Raw genomic sequence first — 13,754 nt, forward strand, 5'->3', positions numbered from 1 at the left:
CAAGCGTTAAATGTATAGGGAAGTTATGAGTACTAACCACACAAGCCCTTATACCAAAAATGACAATCGTCTCGCAGACGTTATCGCTGCGATCCAAGTAATGGGGACCTATAAATTCTATAAATTGGAATTTTCTGGGTGGGCCGACCGAATCGAAGGAAGAGCGGATAACGGTGATTACTGGAAACTTATCTTTGAACAGCACCCTGAGTTTTTCCGTCTAGACAGTAAAAAAAAGAGGGCTTCGTTAGTCTGGCGTAGAAATTATCAAAAACTCTATGATGTGGACAAAGAAGAAAAAATATCAAGAGAGGCGTACAAAATGCTTACTGAAGAACAGAAAAAGCGATTTTCTAGGACGCCACTTACGAACTCAGACATATCCACTCTTATTAATACCGCGATCAACCTTCATTCTGGTGAGCTTGAGCACAAAAAAGATTCCAGATGGTGGATCAGTGGTGCTATCGGTCTGGCCGGCGTGGTTTTGGGTGCGATCATAAATACCTATGCCGGATAAGCATTTAACAAATAGCTCCAGCGGACGCGCCAAAGGCGCGCGCTGATCTGTAACCACTTTTGTGGACAGAGTTTTCTGTTCATGAGAGAGGTGCAGTGTGGGACAGACAAGAAAGAGAAATTACGATCGTTATACCCTGGCTTATAAACCCCAATCCGTTAAATTGGCTAATGATCCTGACGTTAGATCCAAGGATGTGGCAGAGTCACTGGGTGTCCACCCGGTAATGCTTTATCGATGGCAGATGGAGCAGCGCCGCGGGGAGCTCAGGGAGAATAAGCATATGAAGATGCCATCGCCATCCCCGAAGCGTCGTCCCAGCCGAGCAGATCCAGTTAAGGAGGCAGAAGAAAAGCTGGCGGCTGCTGAAAAACGGATCAAAAAACTTGAGCGTGAGCTGAATAATCGTAATGACGAGATTGATTTGCTAAAAAAGGCCGAGCGGTTCTTCCAGCGGAAAAAGTAAAGCTCTATGAGCTGGTTGAGAAGAGTCGGGAAGGCCGTGACGTACGTCGCTTGTGTCAGCTGCTTGGTGTGTCTAGAAGTGACTATTATGCTTGGCGTTCGCGCTCTGAGAGTGAGCGAAGTCAGTATGATGGAAGGCTAAAAGAGGCCTTGGTCGAGCTACATCGCTGGTTTCGACGAGCCTATGGCGCTCGACGACTTCATCAGCAACTCCGCAAAAATGGCCTATCGTGTAGTGTCCGTCGGGTATCCAGGTTGATGAAAGAAGTCGGGATTCATGCTTCCAGCAAAGGGTTGTACGTCTGGAATCCAGAAAGACATGAGTTCTATAGTTCAGCAGGGAATGTGCTGGTGACGGAGGAATCAGCCGATTGTGAGGGCAAGCACTGGGCCGGAGATTTTACTTATATCCGAACGGGCTCTGGTTGGCTTTATCACGCGGTAGTCGTGGATCTGTATAGCCGCAGGGTTGTGGGCTGGTCATTTAGCCGTAAGCGAAACAAGTGAGCTGACAAAGAGTGAGTTACGAATGGCTCTGTCACGTGAGCAGCCTCGCGTGGGTTGTGTGTTTCACTCGGATCAAGGGATTGAATATGCCGCTCATGAATATCGAGATCTGGTGGCTGCTGCGGGGATGCGCAGGAGTATGAGCCGAAAGTCAACGCCACTGGATAATGCGATGGTGGAGTCGTTCTTCCATACGCTAAAGACGGAATTGGTTCATCTGCGTAAGTTTGAGAATGATATTGAAGCTGTGGCCGCGATTGTTGAGTTTGTCGAGTTTTATAATCGGGAGCGGCTTCACTCTGGGGTTGGGTACCAAAGTCCGGCAAGCTATGTGCGGGCGTTAGGCTAAATGAAGGGTAAGCATGAATATTGAATTATATACTTTCTTTCTCGTTACAACGGTGATGCTTATTTTGGTTCCTGGGCCAGCGGCTATAACGGTGGCGAAACAGGCTGCATCCCATAATTCAAAATTAACTTTTTTAAGTGTTCTTGGCGTAGCAAGCGCAGATGTATTATTTTTTATATTGTCGGCAACAGGCATCGCATCGCTAATAATAGCGTCCAGTTTGGTATTTTCTATCATTAAATGGTTTGGTATTGCTTATCTTCTTTTCCTGGGTATTTCGGCAATTTTTAGCAAAGCAGGGCCAGTTAACGTTGATGTTCAATTAACCACAATGAATCCTGCGAAAGCTTTTTCAAATGGTCTCGTCATTCAATTAGCTAACCCAAAAGCGTTAATGTATTTTTCAGCCCTATTGCCGCAGTTTGTGGACCCTAAAGAGCCTGTAATTTTACAAATGGTTCTTATGGGGCTCACCTGTTTTATTGCTGATTTAGTGGTTTACAGTCTGTTTGGCCGCATGGGGGCACAATTAGCAAGAAAACGAGTAAAGTCTTGGGTTATAAACCTTATCAATAAAGCAGCGGGTACGGCATTGATTGCCACCGGAATAAAAATGGTAACGTTGGGAAGTACAAAATAGCCGCCATCAAACATTTTCGCGTGAGCCGGGAGTGATGCTTCAGGAGACGTTAAGTGCCATATAGGATGAACGAAAAACAGTTCGACGCCGTCTTGGCGCTTGATGGCTTCGATAGATACGATTACTTCGTTAGCAAGAGCAAGGTCGCCGACTGGGAGCTGCTATGGGGTGTCAAAAGCGATGACGGCTGGCTCGCTCCTGTTGCTCCAGAAGAATTTGAATACTTTCCATTGTGGCCACACCCTGAATACGCGCAGAAAATCGTAGATGAAAACTTCCCTGGCCACCGAGCCACTGAAATCAGTCTCGAAGAGCTACTCGAGCATTGGTTGCCACTATTCGAAAAAAACCAAGCCAAAGTGGCGGTATTTCCTGACAGAGAATGGACATTTTGGTGTATTGAGCCACAGTCTTTGAAAGAAGAGCTGTTAAATGAAATGGCACGATACCTGTAAAATAACGAGCAAAGGCCGCACGCGCCCTGGGGGCTTTACCTTGCTACGCTAGGTGGTTTCTGCAGTGTTATGTGTATGAGGCCGGAAGCCCAAAATGTGAAGGGTTGGATCTGTTAGCAGGCAGCAGGTGGCCACATTATTTTTAATGTATGGGTTGCTGAGAGTGCTTTTATTTCTTATCTGCGGTTTGGGAAATAAAGGCTATATCCCTATCCCTTGGGTAGGAGCGATAAACTGCTCCTTGAATACTGCCCGGCTGTGCTACTTCAAAGCCCGCGTAGAGTTACACGCCAAACCTCACCGGCTGTTTTTAGCAGCCGGTGAGGTGATTTGTCGCTTTGCCAAATGATCAGGCGGTAGCGGGGCGGTAATGAGGAAGCCGGTCGGCGAACTCTTGAAGTGCATCAATGCCGGATTGGCGGGCGTCATGGCACCACTTTTCTAGTGCTTCTACCATTTCCGTGGAGCTACGGCTGGTCTGTGACCAGATGTCTTGCAGGCGCAAACGGAATTGGTAAATAGCTTCTAGTGTCTCGTTATTTTCCGTGAGCTTTTTGAGGCGTAGCTCTTGATTCGGTTTGATTAGGGTCAAATCCTGATGCAGCAAGGCTTTGGCGCGGGCGTAAAATTCACGGGTAGCGTCACAGGCGCGGGCTTGTTCCTGCTTGAAAACGGGGGTAATCACGGCTTTGCGGTAATGCCGCATAACTTGGAAGCGGTGCTGCATGACGCCGCGTAGGGCGTCCACGTCGATTCCGCGAGCGTTTTTTGCCAGGGTGGGTTTAGGTGCCACTTTTTTCACCTTGGCTAGGCCCACTATTTCGAACAGGCGAATCCAAGCCCAGCCGGCATCGAATTCGAAACGACGCACAGATAACTTGGCGGAGTTTGGATAGGTGTGATGATTGTTATGCAGCTCTTCGCCGCCAATCAGAATGCCCCAAGGCGAAATGTTGCGTGATGCATCGGCGCATTCGAAGTTCCGGTAACCCCAGTAGTGCCCTAGGCCATTGATGATGCCGGCGGCGAACAGTGGAATCCAGATCATTTGTACGGCCCATACGGTAATGCCGATGACGCCAAACAATAGCAGATCAATAACGGCCATTAAGGTAATGCCGGCCATGGGGAACCGAGAATAGACGTTGTGTTCGATCCAATCATCAGGGCAGCCGGCGCCGTATTTTTTCAGGGTTTCTTTATTTTCTGCTTCTTCGCGGTACAGTTCTGCCCCTTCGCTTAGTACCTTGCGGATGCCTTTAACTACCGGGCTGTGGGGGTCTTCTTCAGTCTCGCACTTAGCGTGGTGTTTGCGGTGGATGGCGGTCCACTCTAGGGTGTTCTGGGCGGTGGTGAGCCACAGCCAGAAACGGAAAAAATGTTTGAGCACCGGGTGCATGTCCAGCGCGCGGTGCGCGGAATAGCGGTGCAGGTACACGGTGACACTGACAATGGTCACGTGGGTCATGGCCAAGGTGATTAGCACCAAGGCGCCGAGGCTCGGAGCCAGTAGGCCCTCACTCAAATAATTCAGCATAGATGTCGCACAATAAAAAGATAGAGCCTCTATTGTGCCCTACCGGTGATGGCAGATAGAAGACACGAAGCAGGTCAAATTCGGACTTTACGGTCAATCAGGGGCCCAAAGGGGGCGATGGGCTGATGGCTGGGCGGCCCGCTAGGCGTCGCGCTGTAACAACAGGTGCCCTTGCGGGTTTACCGTCGCGGTCCAGCCCGTTTCCAGCCAGGTGGTGCCCACTGCTTCGTAAATCAGGGCCGGGCCGGTGAGGCGTTGACCTACACCCAGTGTTTCGCGGCTGAACACGGCCACCGCGGTGCGGATACCCGGCAGCGTCGCTTGGCGTTCGGGGTTGGCGGTTTGAGTGTGGCCGTCGGGCAGCGTGGGCGGGGTAGCCAAAGCCTGGCTTTGAATGCGCAGGTTAACCTGCTGTACCGGTAGCCCTAACCGGTGGCCAAAACGTTGCTGGTGAGCCGCATGGAAGCGGCTTACCCGGTCTGCCGGTTCTTCGTGCCAATCAATTTGTAGCACTGAGGACTGGCCTTGATAGCACATATCGACAAATACCCGGTGCTGGATGCGGTCTGCGCTAACGCCTTCCGCGATAAGTTCATTTGAGCCTTGCTGTTGCAGCTGGACGATGAGTGCACGCAGGGAGTCTTCGTCGGCGGATGCTGGCAGCGCCTGCAATATTTCCCGTTTACGGGGGGCATATACCAGCCCTTCGGCAGACAGCACGCCGGCCCGCTGCGGGACAATGGCCCGTGGCATGCCCAGGTTGTCGGCCAGCGCACAGACGTGCAGCCCCCCGGCGCCGCCAAAGCTCATTAGCGCGAAGTCAGCGGGATCGTAGCCCTTCTGGATGGAGATCACCCGCAGGGCTTGGGTCATGTGTTCGTTGGCTAGCGCCAGTACTCCTTCAGCGGTTTGCTGACGTGTCAGGTTGAGGGCTACGGCTAACCGGTCCATGGCCTGCTCAGCGCAAGCCACATCCAGCGTTAGTGAGCCCCCGAGGGCGAAGTCTGGTTGCAGCCGGCCCAGTACTACATTGGCATCGGTTACTGTGACGTGTTGGCCGCCGTTGCCGTAACACGCGGGGCCGGGATCGGCGCCGGCTGAGTGTGGCCCCACGTGCAGTAGCCCAGCCTCATCCACATAGGCTAGCGAGCCACCTCCGGCACCGATGGTGTGCATGTCTACCATGGGCACGGCCACGGGATAAGGGCCGATGCGGCCCTGCTGGGTTAGGCGGATATCCCCGTCGAGCAAGGCAACATCAGTGGAGGTGCCGCCCATGTCGAAAGTCATCAAGTGTGGCTGCTGCAGTTGTTGCCCTAGCCGCTGAGCGGCGGCCAGCCCACCGGCGGGCCCAGACAATAGGAGGTTGACGGCTTGGTTCGCGGCTTGTTGGGAAGCAATGGTGCCACCGTGGGATTGCATGATGGCCAATGGCGCGGGGCTGGTGGCCTGCTGTAGGCGTTGCAGGTAATCCGCCACTCGCGGCGCGAGCCAAGCATTTAGCCAGGTGGCCATGCCCCGTTCGTATTCGCCTCGAGTAGGTAAGATTTGGTGCGAGGGGCTCACTGCAAAGCCGGCACTGAGCAGAGCCTGGCTGAGCCGCTGTTCGTGCTCGGGGTTCAGGTAGCTGAACAGCAGGCACAGGGCGATGGACTCCGGAGCGATTTCACGGACCGCCGCCAGTATGGTGGCAATATCATTATCGGTGAGCGCGGCAACGGTGTTACCCGCAGCATCGAGCCGTGCCGGGCAGCCCAGGGTGGGCACCTGGCTCACCGCCGAGGCGTTACTCGCCGGGGTAAGATTATAGAGCTCTGGACGGTTTTGGCGGCCAATGCGGAGGATGTCCTCCAGCCCGTTATTGGTAATCAATAAGGTGCGAGCGCCCTTGCCTTCGAGGGCGGCGTTGGTGGCCACGGTGGTGCCGTGCACAATGGCCAGTTGCCCACTGGCCATGGCATCACTCAGGCCCAGCTCCTGAATGCCTTGCAGGATGGCTTGTTCCGGGGACGCGGGCGTGGACAGCACCTTGTGGATGCGTGGTTCGCCATCGCCTAGCAGAACAAAGTCAGTAAAGGTGCCGCCGGTATCGACGCCGAGCCAGTAAGAGACGGACATAAGTAGTGGGCAGTTATCTGTTGAACGGTGACAGCGAAAGACAAAAAAACTGGCAGCAAGGTAACATAGCTAGCGCCAGCGCGCTCTTCGGGACCGCGCAATGAGTTTTTAGCTGTTCAATTGTCCATTATCAATCACGAACTGACTTTCCTATGCCTGAATTACCTGAAGTGGAAACCACCCTGCGTGGCATTCGCCCGCATTTACAGGGGCGGATTTTGAAATCGGTAACGGTGCGCGAACCGCGGTTGCGCTGGCCGGTGAGTGAGGCGATTTATGCGCTGCGTGACTGCCCGGTGGTGGCGTTGCGTCGGCGGGCCAAATATCTGCTGATTGAGCTGGAGCATGGGCAGCTGCTCATTCATCTGGGGATGTCCGGCACTTTGCGGGTGGTGGATATGGACCTGCCATTACGCAAGCACGACCATGTGGATTTGTTGCTCGATAGTGGCAAGGTGCTGCGTTTTAACGACCCGCGCCGCTTTGGCTCTGTGTTGTTCCAGGGCGGTGACCAGCCGCACAGCCTGCTGCAGTCGCTGGGGCCGGAACCGCTCAGCGATAGTTTTAATGGCCAGTGGTTGTTTGCTCGCTCTCGTGGCCGAAAGGTGGCAGTGAAAAGCTTTATTATGGATAACGCCACGGTGGTGGGAGTGGGCAATATTTACGCTCAGGAAAGCCTCTTTATGGCGGGTATCCACCCCTCCCGGGCGGCGGGCCGCATTTCCCTGGCGCGTTATCAGGCATTGGCAGAGGCAATTAAGCGGGTGCTGGCCCAGGCGATTGAGGCGGGCGGCACCACGCTGAAGGATTTCACCCGGGCGGATGGTCAGCCAGGGTATTTTGCTCAGTCCCTCAATGTGTATGGCCGTGCGGGCCAGCCTTGCGTGCAATGCGACGCCATATTGAAGGCGGATCGTCATGGCCAGCGGAGCACGGCTTATTGCCCACAATGCCAGCGGTGAAGGGGAAGGAAATTGATTACCGGATGGGACAGCAAGTGGTGTGGGCGGGAAATGCGTTGCGACGGGGTTGATCAGGCTTTGCTTTTTTGCACTATTGCTGGCCTAAGAACAAGGGTGTAGATTGTGATGCAATTGTCGGAATATTAAAGGCTTAGCTGAAACAATGTCAGCGATACTTTAACCTGAAACGGTGATTTCAGGTTCAACTATAAAAAAACAAGAGGGACCCACCATGAAGCGAGCAAAGCGCCCGGTTGCGGCATCTGTACTCGCCTCCGCCATGCTGTTTGCTGCCATGGTGCCTATTACGGCACAGGCGGCGGAATCTAAGCTGGATCGTCCGGGAGAGATAGCAATGATCGGCGATGCGATTTTTGCGCGTCCGTTGCTGTTGGCTTCCACGGTGGTGGGCGCGGGCCTGTACGTGGTTACGCTGCCGTTCAGCCTGCTGGGGGGGAACCCAGGGGAGGCGGCGGAAGTGCTGGTGATGAACCCTGGAAAGAATACTTTCGTCCGTTGTTTGGGCTGTACGCCGGCTCAGCACGAAAGCCTGAAAGCGGAAAAAGAGATGCGCAACAACGCCAAGCAGGAGCAGGGCGCGGTGGCCAACGCTCAGTAGTTTCCTGCCCATTGCCGATGTTCGTATCGCGAAAGGCTAAGGCCTGGCTATGCTAGAGCCTTAAGCTAGTGCCTTAAAGCAAAAGCCCCGTAGCACGGGGCTTTTTTGTGGCTGATGGGCCCGTTGTTGTTTGGGCTCAGGCGCTGCCAAGTGTCAGGCTGCTGCCTTTTTCCCTACATATGTCAGCGAACAGGTAGTCGCAGAGGTAAGCCACTTTGCTATTTAGTGCGGCGTCGTCAAAGGGCTGGTCGTCAAGTGGCTGCCACTGCATGGCACTGAGGTGCAGCTGGACGTTACGCAATAGTAGACGGTGTGGGTCTTTAAGGTCGTACATATCCAGGATGCCGTCGGCGTGGATCAGGGTATGCATGCCCATGGACATGGACCACTGGCCGATGCTGAACGTGAGCGGATCTTGGCCGTGGTCTTCCAGTTCGTTGCTGGCAATGGCATCACGAACGACCTGCTCTACCATTCTGCCGATGGGCTGGGTGGCGGCCAGGAACTGTTCGCGGCGGCTAGCTGACGACGCCAACCAGACCACTTCTGTCATGATGTATTGTTCGAGCCGGAAATGTTCGGGGTAATGCTGAGCAAACAGTGAGTACGCTACGGCAAACCCCATCATTTTATCGCGGTTGGAAAGGTCGGAATGGGCAACTTTCTCGAAGTAGGCCCGTCGCGTGGTGGTTAGCTCGGTGCAGACGGCAATGAGCAGATCTTCTTTGGACGCGAAGTGATGGTAAAGCGTGCCGGTGGCAAAATTACAGCTGCGGGCAATGGCCGCCATCTGTACCCCCAGCAGGCCTTTATCGCACAGCTGTTGCCGGGTTGCTTCAATAAAAAGCTGTTCTCTTTCTGCCAGCGCTTGTTCGCGCCCGCTGCGTGCTTTTGTCATAGTCATTGTCTTGTGTTATCCCGCCATTCAGTTTGAATAGCCTTGCTATAGGGTTCAAGCGCTTTTCTCAGCGTACAGGCAGGCGCGCTGTTTATAAAAGCACAGCGGCTAACTTTTCCAGCAATCCGTTTAGGTGGCGTAAGCCATTATCGGTACAGGCCAGCCGTTGGTCTGTGAGGGTCAGCAATCCCTGCTGTTCGAATGGCGTTAATTGGTGCCGCCACTGTGCAACAGGCTCTCCGGTCGCGTCTTCCAGTGTTTGCCAGCAGAGGCCATGGGTTAAGCGTAGGCCATTGAGCAGGGCTTCGAACAGACGGTCTTCGCGGGCAATGGGCTGGTGCTGGCGGCGAGCATGGGCCGCGTCTGCCAGGTAGTCTTCGGGTTTTCGGGTTTTCTGGTAGCGATGCACGTCACCCTGGGCGGCGGCAGTGATTTTGCCGTGGGCGCCGGCCCCGATGCCGAGATAGTCACCGAACTGCCAGTAATTGAGGTTATGTCGGCAGGGGCGCCCAGGTTGCGCGAAGGCGGAGATTTCATAACGCAGGTAGCCGTGCTCTGCCAGTAAGGCGAAGCCTGCCTGCTCGGTGTCAGCCATGGCGTCGCTGTCTGGTTGAACCGGTGGCGAGCGGTAGAAAACGGTGTTGGGCTCGATGGTGAGTTCGTACCAGCTTAGGTGAGTGGGCTGCAGTGCGATGGCCTGTTGTAGGTCGTCTAGGGCCTGTGCATGGGTCTGGCCGGGCAGCGCATGCATGATATCCAGATTGAAATTGTCGAAGCCGGCCTCCCGCGCTTGGTGAGCGGCGTTAATGGCGGCGCTGGCATTGTGGATGCGCCCCAATGCTTGCAAATGGGCATTGTTGAAGCTCTGGGCACCGATGGATAGGCGGTTGATGCCTGCCTCACGAAAGCCTTGGAAGCGGCCATTTTCCAGGGTGCCGGGGTTGGCCTCGAGGGTGATTTCCACGTTTGGGTGCAGGGCCAGCCTTTGCCGAATGCCGTGGAAAAGCTGCTGGTAAAAATCAGCGGATAGAAGGCTTGGTGTGCCCCCGCCGATGAACACGGTTTCTACCGTGCGCTCGCCGATCAGGGGCAGGTCCTGTTCTAGGTCGGTGAGCAGGGCTTGCAGGTAGGCCGCCTCAGGAATCTCGCCGCGCTCATGGGAGTTAAAGTCGCAATAGGGGCATTTGCGCACACACCAAGGGGTGTGGATGTAGAGTGAGAGGGGCGGGTTTTTGAGGGGCATAAAAAGCAGGCGGCCAGAGAATGAGTAGGCCATGTTAGCAATTAAATGGATAATGGCGCGCGGCTAAGTGATAACGAAACGAGACTATCGTATTCGTGCTGTTAATCATGCTCCATTTTTTAGTGATCGATGGGATTTTATTGTGCATATTTGGGTCGATGCAGACGCTTGTCCACGCCCGGTGAAAGAGGTGTTATTTCGCGCTGCGCAACGAGCGCAAATTCCTTGCACGCTGGTGGCTAACCAGCATATAGCGGTACCGCGTACGCCGTTAATCCGCTCTATTCAGGTCGGGCAGGGTTTTGATGTGGCGGATAACGAAATCGTGCAGCGCTGTGAGCCGGGGGATTTGGTAGTCACGCAGGATATTCCACTGGCGGCCGAAGTTGTGGAAAAGGGTGCAGAGGCGGTAACGCCCCGAGGTCACTGGTTGGATAAGGATACTGTGCGTGAGCGCCTGAATATGCGTGATTTCATGGAGGAAATGCGGTCCGCTGGGATGCAAACCGGTGGCCCGGCAAGCTATTCAAACCAGGACAAGGGGCGCTTTGCCAATGCGCTGGACCGCTGGTTAGCCAGGGCGCAGAAGTAACCCATTATCCGAGCTGAGATCACCGCCGCTGTCGCCCACACCTTTTCCGGTCCTGCATAACGTTTGCTAGCATGGGCCTGAATGAGCCCGGAGAACGCTAACGGCTCGCGGTATTTACTCTTTCAGCGCCTTGATTAAGGTGGCCATAGCTTTGCCCCGGTGGCTGATGGCGTTTTTCTCATCCGCGGGTAATTGTGCGGCGGTGCAGCCTTTTTCTTCCACGAAAAAGTGTGGATCATAGCCAAAGCCTTGGTCACCTTGGGGCTCCAGCACAATGCGTCCGTTCCAGCTACCTTGGCAGATTAGTGGGGTGGCGTCGTCTTCGTGGCGCATCAGAACAAGCAGTGCCACGTAGCGGGCCTGGCGCGCGTCTTCTGGGATTTCCGCTAGCATTTCTACCAGCAGAGCATTGTTCTTGGCGTCAGTGGCACCGACCCCAGAAAAGCGTGCTGAAAAAATGCCAGGGCTACCGTTCAGGGCGCTGACCTCCAGTCCGGAATCATCGGCGATGGCGGGTAGCCCGGTGTGCTTGCAGGCATTGCGAGCTTTGATAATGGCGTTTTCCACAAAGGTACTGCCGGTTTCATCGGCTTCCGGTACGCAAAATTCACTCTGGGCAACGACTTCAATGTTGAGTGGTGCCAATAGGCGCTGCATTTCAGCGAGTTTTTTTGCGTTGCCGGAGGCGAGAACGAGTTTTTCCATTGGGGGTTCCTGACGTCGGTTAGGTGCGTGCTACAAGCGGCAATATGAGGAGCGTTGTATTAAACGCTTCAACTCTTCGTCGCGCCGGCGAGTAGCAAAAATCAAATATTCTGAAGGTTACGAGAACCCGACTTTTCCCCGTCCAGCGTGTATCGCTTTATCCCTTCACCCGGTAAATGGCGATTTCGCCGAACAGGTTGGGCCACCATTTGCTGAGCACGCTGGTGCGGTGATTACGGTTAATGACCTGGCGTTCAAGGATCCGAATGCCTTGTTTTCGGCAGTGGGTTTCAAAATCCCGCACGGTGCACAGGTGGATGTTCGGGGTGTTGTACCACTCGTGGGGCAGCGCGGATGATACGGGCATGCGCCCTTTCAGGCCCAGGTAAGCGCGGACCTTCCAGTGGCCGAAGTTGGGGAAGGTGATAATGGCTTCGCGGCCAACGCGGATCATTTCGTTGAGAATTTGGTCCGGGCGTAGAACCGCTTGCAACGCCTGGGTCATGATCACGTAATCGAAACGGTGATTCTGGAAGTTACCCAAGCCGCTGTCGAGATCCTGCTCTAGAACATTGACGCCTTTTTCAAAGCAGGCCGCCAAGTTGTCTTGGTTGATTTCCAGGCCGTAGCCGGCGGTTTTTTTGTGTGTTTTCAAATGCGCTAGCAGAGTGCCGTCGCCGCAGCCTAGATCCAGCAGGGTGGCATTGTGCGGGATCCAGTCGCTGATTAGTTGAAGGTCATCACGCATGGGGGGCGGCCTCTACAGCTTGCGATTTATTCTCTGTCTCGTTGGCAACCCTGTGCATGTAGGCACCGAACAGCTTTATGTACTCGGGAATATCCAGCAAAAAGGCGTCGTGGCCCTTGGGCGTATCGATCTCGGCGTAGCTCACATTACGACCGGCGTGGACTAAGCCGTTGACGATTTCTCGGCTGCGCTCTGGGGCAAAACGCCAGTCGGAGGTGAATGACATCACCAGAAAATTACAGGTGGGCTTGCTTAAAGCCTGCTCCAGCGAATGGTCGAATTCCCGAGCTGGATCGAAATAATCCAATGCTTTGGTCATCAGCAAGTAGGTGTTGGCGTCGAAGTTGCGAGAAAAGACTTCGCCCTGATGGCGCAAGTAGGATTCGACCTGAAATTCCACGTCGAAGCCGAAATGGAAGCGCCCGGCGCGCAGGTCGCGGCCGAACTTCATGCGCATGGCGTCGTCACTCAGGTAGGTGATGTGGCCTACCATACGCGCCAGAATCAGCCCTTGCCGAGGGTAGGTATCGTGCAGGTAATAACGCCCACCGTAGAAATTCGGGTCGGTCAGAATGGATTGTCGCGCCACTTCGTTGAAGGCAATGTTTTGGGCCGACAATTTGGGCGCGGCGGCGATCACTACCGCATGGCTGAGCCGTTCTGGGTAATCGATGGACCACTGCAGCGCCTGCATGCCGCCCATGCTGCCGCCAATCACTGCCGCCCAGCGTTGAATGCCTAGCACATCGGCGAGGCGGGCCTGGCTGTTCACCCAGTCTTTCACTGTCATCATGGGAAAATCGGGGCCCCAGGGCTGGCCGCTTTCCGGGTTGATGGAGGCGGGGCCGGTGGAGCCGTGGCAGCCGCCAAGGTTATTCAGGCTGACGACGAAGAAGCGGTTGGTATCGATGACTTTACCGGGGCCGATACAGGTATCCCACCAGCCCGGGCGCTTGTCGTCTGCCCGATGATAGCCCGCCGCGTGATGATGGCCGGACAAGGCATGGCAGATCAGCACTGCGTTGGATGCGTCGCTGTTGAGGGTGCCATAGGTTTCGTAAATCAGGTCATAGGTGGGCAGCGTGCGCCCACACTCCAGCTCCAACGGGGTGTCGAAGTGATGCACCTGTGGCTCGACCAACCCTACGGAGTCGGCGGCGGTGTGGGGCAAGGCGTCCGGATTCTGTGGCGACATGATGACTCGCTAGCAAGAGATGTCGCAAAGTCTAAAGCCAGCCCGGTGGACGCGCAATCAAAGCACGGCAGTTGTCATGGTATCCTGCTGATCAAACACACTATTTTTAGGTTAATCGCGGATTAGGGTGGAAACAATGGTCATGCCTTCCGCCCCGCAATAAAGGTTTTAGATTATTCACTGAACAGAGGGGGAGGGGCG

The 13,754-nt window shown here is 54.7% G+C and carries 16 protein-coding genes; 9 read left to right on the forward strand and 7 right to left on the reverse strand.

The features are described from left to right. The first annotated feature begins 25 nt into the window (after positions 1-25). The 6 genes from Y017_RS07280 (at position 26) to Y017_RS07300 (ending at position 2,936) form a co-directional block, all read left to right on the forward strand. Positions 26-520, forward strand: a complete 495-nt coding sequence (locus Y017_RS07280) for a hypothetical protein (RefSeq protein ID WP_035460145.1) — start codon at positions 26-28, stop codon at positions 518-520. A 97-nt stretch (positions 521-617) separates the two neighbouring features. Continuing rightward, positions 618-986 (forward strand): transposase, encoded by a 369-nt coding sequence (locus tag Y017_RS07285; RefSeq protein ID WP_046962194.1) that lies wholly within the window; start codon positions 618-620, stop codon positions 984-986. A gap of 11 nt (positions 987-997) precedes the next feature. Further along, the gene (locus Y017_RS15560) at positions 998-1,492 is read left to right on the forward strand and encodes an IS3 family transposase (protein ID WP_101235000.1); all 495 of its coding nucleotides are present in this window, start codon (positions 998-1,000) and stop codon (positions 1,490-1,492) included. A 22-nt stretch (positions 1,493-1,514) separates the two neighbouring features. After that, positions 1,515-1,841, forward strand: coding sequence for an integrase core domain-containing protein (locus tag Y017_RS15200; RefSeq protein ID WP_101235001.1), 327 nt, complete (start codon positions 1,515-1,517; stop codon positions 1,839-1,841). 13 nt (positions 1,842-1,854) lie between these two features. After that, positions 1,855-2,481: a LysE family translocator gene (locus Y017_RS07295; protein WP_011589858.1), complete on the forward strand. Its 627-nt coding sequence runs from the start codon at positions 1,855-1,857 to the stop codon at positions 2,479-2,481. A gap of 53 nt (positions 2,482-2,534) precedes the next feature. Further along, entirely contained in the window at positions 2,535-2,936 is a 402-nt protein-coding gene (locus Y017_RS07300) for a DUF2750 domain-containing protein (protein ID WP_155849250.1), read from the forward strand. Between the two features lie 349 nt (positions 2,937-3,285). On the opposite strand, the gene Y017_RS07305 is transcribed toward Y017_RS07300, so the two are convergent. Then, entirely contained in the window at positions 3,286-4,473 is a 1,188-nt protein-coding gene (locus Y017_RS07305) for a fatty acid desaturase (protein ID WP_035459968.1), read from the reverse strand. A 141-nt stretch (positions 4,474-4,614) separates the two neighbouring features. Beyond that, positions 4,615-6,591 carry a hydantoinase/oxoprolinase family protein gene (locus tag Y017_RS07310; protein WP_035459970.1) on the reverse strand — a complete coding sequence of 659 codons (1,977 nt, stop codon included), beginning with the start codon at positions 6,589-6,591 and terminating at the stop codon, positions 4,615-4,617. 152 nt (positions 6,592-6,743) lie between these two features. Between Y017_RS07310 and mutM the strand changes: the two genes are divergently transcribed. After that, the gene (gene mutM, locus Y017_RS07315) at positions 6,744-7,553 is read left to right on the forward strand and encodes a bifunctional DNA-formamidopyrimidine glycosylase/DNA-(apurinic or apyrimidinic site) lyase (protein ID WP_011589854.1); all 810 of its coding nucleotides are present in this window, start codon (positions 6,744-6,746) and stop codon (positions 7,551-7,553) included. A gap of 232 nt (positions 7,554-7,785) precedes the next feature. Continuing rightward, positions 7,786-8,172 carry a hypothetical protein gene (locus Y017_RS07320; protein ID WP_035459973.1) on the forward strand — a complete coding sequence of 129 codons (387 nt, stop codon included), beginning with the start codon at positions 7,786-7,788 and terminating at the stop codon, positions 8,170-8,172. A 136-nt stretch (positions 8,173-8,308) separates the two neighbouring features. Here the strand turns inward: Y017_RS07320 and Y017_RS07325 are convergent, their stop codons facing one another. Together Y017_RS07325 and hemW are read right to left on the reverse strand one after the other, a co-directional pair. Continuing rightward, positions 8,309-9,076, reverse strand: coding sequence for a TetR/AcrR family transcriptional regulator (locus tag Y017_RS07325; RefSeq protein WP_035459974.1), 768 nt, complete (start codon positions 9,074-9,076; stop codon positions 8,309-8,311). Positions 9,077-9,161: 85 nt separating this feature from the next. Then, entirely contained in the window at positions 9,162-10,313 is a 1,152-nt protein-coding gene (hemW, locus tag Y017_RS07330; RefSeq protein WP_035460146.1) for a radical SAM family heme chaperone HemW, read from the reverse strand. Between the two features lie 139 nt (positions 10,314-10,452). On the opposite strand from hemW, the gene Y017_RS07335 reads away from it, so the two are divergent. Continuing rightward, complete coding sequence (locus tag Y017_RS07335; RefSeq protein WP_332370060.1) at positions 10,453-10,905, forward strand: YaiI/YqxD family protein; 453 nt, start codon at positions 10,453-10,455, stop codon at positions 10,903-10,905. A 114-nt stretch (positions 10,906-11,019) separates the two neighbouring features. On the opposite strand, the gene rdgB is transcribed toward Y017_RS07335, so the two are convergent. The 3 genes from rdgB to Y017_RS07350 all read right to left on the reverse strand — a co-directional run bounded on the left by rdgB (position 11,020) and on the right by Y017_RS07350 (position 13,553). Continuing rightward, on the reverse strand, positions 11,020-11,610 hold the full coding sequence (gene rdgB / locus Y017_RS07340; RefSeq protein ID WP_011589849.1) for an RdgB/HAM1 family non-canonical purine NTP pyrophosphatase: 591 nt from the start codon (positions 11,608-11,610) through the stop codon (positions 11,020-11,022). 157 nt (positions 11,611-11,767) lie between these two features. Beyond that, positions 11,768-12,358, reverse strand: coding sequence for a methionine biosynthesis protein MetW (gene metW / locus Y017_RS07345; RefSeq protein WP_011589848.1), 591 nt, complete (start codon positions 12,356-12,358; stop codon positions 11,768-11,770). Beyond that, complete coding sequence (locus tag Y017_RS07350; RefSeq protein ID WP_011589847.1) at positions 12,351-13,553, reverse strand: homoserine O-acetyltransferase; 1,203 nt, start codon at positions 13,551-13,553, stop codon at positions 12,351-12,353. Before Y017_RS07350 ends, metW begins: the two co-directional genes overlap by 8 nt. Between the last annotated feature and the right edge of the window lie 201 nt (positions 13,554-13,754).

Source organism: Alcanivorax sp. 97CO-5, assembly GCF_000524665.1.
GTDB classification, from domain to species: Bacteria; Pseudomonadota; Gammaproteobacteria; order Pseudomonadales; family Alcanivoracaceae; genus Alcanivorax; species Alcanivorax borkumensis.